This window comes from Flavihumibacter sp. CACIAM 22H1 (assembly GCF_001601815.1).
GTDB lineage: Bacteria > Bacteroidota > Bacteroidia > Chitinophagales > Chitinophagaceae > Flavihumibacter.
Map to the genome: position 1 here is coordinate 1 of NZ_LUKG01000081.1, position 5900 is coordinate 5900.

Here is a 5900-nt window from a genome sequence, read left to right on the forward strand (position 1 = left end):
CAACCGGCAACAGGACTACCTTCATTTAAAGACTGGAGTGCAGGTTTACTGGTGAATTACATTGTGGAAATGCACCACGCCTATGTATTGAAAACACTACCGGATTTGTTGTTTTATGCAGATAAAGTAGCCCGGGTGCATGGCAGGGAACATCCGGAATTAATAGATATTCAACAGTTGGTAACACTGGTTAATGAAGAAATGCGCGATCATATGCAGAAAGAAGAAGGCGTATTGTTTCCGTTTATTCAACAATTGCAGGCGGCAGCAGACCAGTCAACAACGCTTCCTCAGCCGTTTTTTGCTACCGTAGAAAATCCTATTACTAGGATGGAACAGGAACATGAGCAGGTAGGTGCCGCAATGGCCAGGATCAACCAACTTACTGATAGCTATACCATTCCTGAGGGCGCCTGCGGTTCTTACCAGTTTTATCTTCGTTTACTCCAGGAATTTGAAAACGATTTGCACCTGCATGTACACCTGGAAAACAATATCCTGTTTCCTAAAGCAAAAGCTTTGGAAAAAATGCAGCAGTTTTGATACATGCTAAGCATAACCTGTAAAACCGGCCTCCGTGCTGTTCTGTTTCTGGCAAGTCGAGTTGAAACAAAAGAAAAATTTAGTATCCCGGAGCTTGCGGCAGTTGTGGAGGGCAATGAACATACCCTCGGCAAACTGCTGCAAACCCTGGTAAAGAACAAGGTTATAAGTAGTACAAAAGGTCCGGGTGGAGGGTTCTTTATTGCCCCGGAACAAATCCAGGCACCTATATGGAAAATTGTGCTGACCCTGGATGGAGATGATTTTTTTCAGGCCTGTGCGCTCGGCTTGAGCCAGTGTTCTGCCACCAGGCCCTGCCCCTTACATAACAGTTATGCAAGTGTTCGGGAAGAACTGGCCGCTATATTCCGGTCAACAACTATTCAGGATTTAAGTAAAGATCTGAGAACCGGTGCTGCCTTTCTTTCTTAACTTGTTCCCTGAAAAAAGACTTGTTTGGATTCAATCACACATATTGCCCTGGGCGCCTGTATCGGGGAAGCTTTCCTAGGCAAAAAAATCGGTAAAAAGGCCTTGTTATGGGGAGGGCTTGCACAAAGTATTCCTGATATAGATTTTGTTGCTGGTTTCTGGATGCCTTTATCGGAAGAGTTATTGGCTCATCGCGGATTTACACATTCCTTCTTATTTATTTTTTTGCTAACCCCTCTACTGGGGCTGAGTGCCAACCGCCTGCACCGCGAGCTAAAAATTCCTTTGCAGTACTGGATGCTTTTTTTTGCTACCGAAATGCTGGTGCACATAGGGCTCGATGGTTTTAATAACTATGGAACCGGCTGGCTGGAACCCTTTAATCACCACCGGTTCTCGTTCAATGCAATTTATGTGGCAGATCCTTTTTTCTCTTTTTGGCCTGTGCTGGCGGCTGTGGTGTTGCTGCGTATTTCTTTACGGAGCAGTGCCCGTAAAACCTGGATGTTACTGGGTATTCTTTTGCCCGGTATTTACCTGGCTTATGCCAGTTTGAATAAGTTAAAAATGGATATTGATACCCGGCATATACTGGCTGAACGAGCTATTCCTTACACACAGTATTTCACCACTCCGGCACCCCTGAATAACTGGCTATGGTACGTGGTGGCAGGAAATGAAGAAGGATTCCATGTAGGATTCCGATCGCTTTTTGATGACAAACACCAGCTGCACCTGGAATATTTTCCCAGGAACAGCCAGCTACTAGACAGCTTAAAAGATCATGAAGAGCTACAGCAGCTCATTCGTTTTTCGCAGGGCTTTTATACGGTTGAAAAGTACGGAGACAGCCTGGTATTTAATGATCTTCGGTTCGGCCAAATAATCGGCTGGAAAGATCCCCGGGAAAAATTCGTGTTTCATTATTACCTGCAACACCCTGCCAATAACGAGCTGGTTGTGCAAAGGGGTCGTTTTGCCAAATGGGATAAAGAAATAGCCCTTGCTCTGTTGAGAAGGGCTATTGGTAAAGACCTGGTGGAATAAGATCAGGAAGAGAATTCCTCTACTTTATCTTTCATTCCGTCTACCCGTTCGCGGAAAGAATTACGCATGCCGGCCAGTTTATTTTTTCCCTCGTTCATTTTTTCTTTCAAGGAGTCTGATAGTTTTTTACTTCCGTCGGCAATTTTCTGCCGGGTATTTTCTCCCTTGTCAGGTGCAAATAGCACACCCAACACGCCGCCTATAACTACTCCGGTTGCCAGGGCTGTCAAAATTTTGTTGGTGTTTGTCATAACAAATGGTTGTAAAATGAATCAATCTTGTTTCTCTATAAAGTTACCAAATACAATGCCAGCAATGCTCTAAAACCGGGCTTGCTTTTTTCCGGAAGCCGGCATTTAACAGAAGCTTATCGAATAAAGCCCGGCAAATCTTTAAAGGCAGCGGCGTCTTCGGTAGTAAGCAGCAGGTCTTTCAACGCAAGCAGGAAAGATTTTTTTGCTGTATACAATTCACGGTTATAATTGATCAGGGTAGATAATTCTGTATCACTTACTACACTGTTCCTGTTTTTTCCATATAGTTGAGTAACGGATTCCTGGTATTGATCCGCAAGTGCATCAAACAAGGCTAATAATTCGGCGCTTGCAGCTTGCTTCTCTTTGGTGAGGTAAGGGCTGGTTGCTTCCAGGAAACGGACCATTCTTTTTTTGCTTAATTCATAATAGCCAAACTTAAAATCATTGGAGGAACTACGCAGCTGGTCGGCGTCCTGCACCGCATCTTTCAGGCTTTTGGCCGCATACATACCGTTTCGTAGTGCGGATACATACTGATCCAGCAACTGGGTTTGTTCCTCGTCTGTAATAACGGCTTGCAGTTTCACATAATATTGCTGGATATCGCCGTGCAGGTCCTTTATATAATCGTATTGTTCAACTGCAGTCGTTTGAACATGGGAGGGATGCCAGTTGGCTGGGTTGAATGCCCAGTCGGTAATCGTTAACCCGCTGGTGCAGTAGCGTACCAAATGAAACAGGTAATGTCTTATTTCTTCCCGGATAGCCTGCAATGCAAGCTCTGGTTCATGAACGGGCACTGTATGTATAAAGCGCGTATCTTCCTGTGTTCGGGTGTACCTGTTTTGAAGGAATTTGCCAAACTGTTTTAAGAAAGGCACAAAAAGCAGTATTCCGAAAAAATTAACCAGGGTCTGGAAAACGGCCAGGGCGGTCAGCTTGTTTGAAATGGACAAGGGTTCCCGGATAAACCAGAGCAGTAGCGGAATAGCAAAAAAAGCCAGGATCGAGGTACTGGTATTGAACAGGAAATTTCCCAGCGCCACTCTTTTCTTATCAGCCAGTTTTCCCTGGGCCAGGATCAGCAGTTTGGTAGTAGTGCCGATTTCAGCACCCAATACGATAGCAGCTGCGGCTGGTAAATCGATGCCTCCTGCATGAAGCACCGATAAGGTCAGTGCAATAGTAGCGGAGCCTGCCTGTACGATGGAAGTAATGACTGCCCCTGCCAATAAAAAAACTATCAGGGGAAACTGTTTAAATTGGTTCAGATCGATTTTTTGAATAGAAGCTTCCACGCCGCTTTGCATGAAAAAAAGTCCCAGTAGTAAAAATCCAAAACCTACTGCTACTTGTACCCAGGCATGGAATCGGTGTTGTTGGGGCAGAATGGTCCAGACCAAACCAGCAATCCCGGTTAATGGCCAGGCCAGCGCTTCAATATTCAATTTAAATCCTACTACGGCAATTATCCAACTGGTAAAGGTGGTGCCTAAATTGGAGCCAAGCATCAGGGCCAGTGCATTCTCCATCTGCAAAACTCTGGCACCCACAAAAGCAAGTACCATAATATTAACGATGGAGCTGCTTTGCAAAAGAGCTGTCACCACAGCGCCGCCAACAATTCCTTTAAATGTATTGTGGGTGTGCTTTTTTAGAAAAAGTTTAAACGGTCGTCCCGCTATGTTTTTCAAAGCTTCTTCCAGCCATCGCATCCCGATTATAAAAATGGAGATGCCCGCCAATAATTCCCAGATCTGGTTCATAGGCATCAAGTAAAGGACAGTTTAAAAGTACTATATTAACAGTAGGATGGCACGAAATAATCCTTTGAATGGCTATACCAGTAAAAACCGCGTACAATTAGTACGCGGCGGAACTACTTATTTTTCGAGCCTGTCTGAACTGATTAACCGGGCGCGGGTATCCATTCATTTCCAGGTATATATCCTAGAGGAAGATGAAACCGGGCACGTAGTATTGGAACATCTTTGCAGGGCAGCCGAGCGGGGCATTGCCGTATACATCCTGGTAGATGGGTATGCTTCCCAACATCTCAGTAAAAAACGGATAAGAGAGATTCGTACAAGAGGGGTGAAGTTCCGTTGGTTTGATCCCCTGTTACGCTCTCGTAATTTTTATTTTGGCAGACGGCTGCACCAAAAGGTTTGCGTGGTGGATGCTGCTTACGCCCTCGTAGGCGGCGTCAATATCAGCAATCGGTACAATGATATGCCCGGTCAATCGGCCTGGCTCGATTGGGCGATTCTCGTAGAGGGCGAAGTGCCGGAAAAGCTGTACCAGGTTTGCCTGGAATTATGGAATAAATCAGGATGGGGCAAAGCCAAACAAGTTAGGTTTAAACTGCCTGCCCGGCAGCTGGCATATCCCGATACTACCTGTTTGGTCAGGGTTCGCCGGCAGGATTGGGTACGGTTCAGAACGGAAATTTCGAACAGTTACCTTCGGATGATGCAGGATGCAAAACAGGAGGTGTACATGCTGTCGAGTTATTTCCTGCCTGGCCGGCAAATGCGGAATGCTATGGCTGCAGCAGTAAAAAGAGGGGTGAAAATATATGTAATTGCAGCCGGTAAATCAGATGTAATAATGGCCAAAGAGGCCGAACGTTATCTTTATCGGTGGTTGTTGAAAAACAATGTACAGTTATACGAATACCAGTCGAGCGTATTACACGGAAAAATTAGCTGCGCTGATGGAAAATGGGCTACCGTTGGCTCGTTTAATATAAATTTTATCAGCGCCTATGCCAGTATTGAACTAAACCTGGAAGTTTTGGATGAGTTCTTTGCAGCCGCCGTCAAAGAACAGTTTATTGCCATCATCAATAATGAATCAGTATCATTAACCGGTGTGGGAGCGCTTCAGCAATTCGGCCTTTTCGCGCGTATCTGGCAAAAGATCTGTTACACCTCAATCCGCCTGCTGTTTGTGCTTTTTACTTTTTATTATAAACAGCGCCGGAATTAAGGATTAAATGTTGCACTGATCATCGATGCATCGGCGGGGACGAAAAAAGCCAGTTATAAAAATCAGTCCGCCAAAAATATACAAAGGCCAGGCATCTTTGTAGAAAAAAGCAATGCCAAGAAAAATACCTCCCAAACCAAAGCGGAGGATTCGATGCAGCCAAATCGGATTAATTTTTTCAAGCATGGGATAGCATTTTAGAAAACATAATTTATAATAAGGTTATAGTTGGACATATTGACCTTGTTAAACTGGTATTTGAGCGATGCGGGAGTTGGACCCAAGGGGGCTTTGTGCACATAGAGTGCCTGTATATCCATCCCGGATAAAAAACGATGAAAATTATATTTCCAGCTCAGATTCAACTGCCGATAGGAAGGCATGGCATATTTGTTGGCTGCTGCATCTGAAACCGGAGGAAGGTAGTAGTGCCCATATCCCAGGAACAACTTAGTTCGCCACTTATCGAGTTTATAATTCAGTTTAAAAGAGAGCGCATCCAGGTTGGCATACCCATCGTTTCGTTCTCTTTGTAAAAAAGTATAAAACGGATCCCGGCCCCATTCGCGCGGCATCAGGTATCGGCCGTCTTTAGTAATTCTGGTATAATTGAAGGAAGCATTCCCAGTT

At 44.8% G+C, this 5900-nt stretch carries 7 protein-coding genes; 4 read left to right on the top strand and 3 right to left on the bottom strand.

The window, feature by feature from the left end; genetic code table 11:
• From A1D16_RS17745 to A1D16_RS17755, 3 genes are all read left to right on the top strand, one after another.
• Window positions 1–543 (top strand): hemerythrin domain-containing protein (locus A1D16_RS17745; RefSeq protein ID WP_290711979.1); only part of this gene is annotated, 543 nt, incomplete at its 5' end.
• Between the two features lie 3 nt (window positions 544–546).
• A complete protein-coding gene (locus A1D16_RS17750) occupies window positions 547–975 on the top strand; it encodes an Rrf2 family transcriptional regulator (protein WP_290711981.1) in 429 nt (142 codons plus the stop codon).
• Window positions 976–999: 24 nt separating this feature from the next.
• A complete protein-coding gene (locus tag A1D16_RS17755; protein WP_290711983.1) occupies window positions 1000–2022 on the top strand; it encodes a metal-dependent hydrolase in 1023 nt (340 codons plus the stop codon).
• A gap of 2 nt (window positions 2023–2024) precedes the next feature.
• Here A1D16_RS17755 and A1D16_RS17760 read toward each other — a convergent pair whose 3' ends face one another.
• The gene (locus A1D16_RS17760; protein WP_290711985.1) at window positions 2025–2273 is read right to left on the bottom strand and encodes a YtxH domain-containing protein; all 249 of its coding nucleotides are present in this window, start codon (window positions 2271–2273) and stop codon (window positions 2025–2027) included.
• Between the two features lie 116 nt (window positions 2274–2389).
• A complete protein-coding gene (locus A1D16_RS17765; RefSeq protein ID WP_290711987.1) occupies window positions 2390–4045 on the bottom strand; it encodes a Na/Pi symporter in 1656 nt (551 codons plus the stop codon).
• Between the two features lie 46 nt (window positions 4046–4091).
• On the opposite strand from A1D16_RS17765, the gene A1D16_RS17770 reads away from it, so the two are divergent.
• Entirely contained in the window at window positions 4092–5270 is a 1179-nt protein-coding gene (locus A1D16_RS17770) for a phospholipase D-like domain-containing protein (RefSeq protein WP_290711989.1), read from the top strand.
• 197 nt (window positions 5271–5467) lie between these two features.
• Here the strand turns inward: A1D16_RS17770 and A1D16_RS17775 are convergent.
• The coding region (locus A1D16_RS17775) for a hypothetical protein (protein WP_290711991.1) at window positions 5468–5900 on the bottom strand (433 nt) is incomplete at its 5' end.

Excerpts from the sequence above, each read along its gene's own strand:
- A1D16_RS17750 (WP_290711981.1), top strand. The coding sequence starts at position 547 with ATGCTAAGCATAACCTGTAAAACCGGCCTCCGTGCTGTTCTGTTTCTG.
- A1D16_RS17760 (WP_290711985.1), bottom strand. The coding sequence starts at position 2,273 with ATGACAAACACCAACAAAATTTTGACAGCCCTGGCAACCGGAGTAGTT.
- A1D16_RS17765 (WP_290711987.1), bottom strand. The coding sequence starts at position 4,045 with ATGAACCAGATCTGGGAATTATTGGCGGGCATCTCCATTTTTATAATC.
- A1D16_RS17770 (WP_290711989.1), top strand. The coding sequence starts at position 4,092 with ATGGCACGAAATAATCCTTTGAATGGCTATACCAGTAAAAACCGCGTA.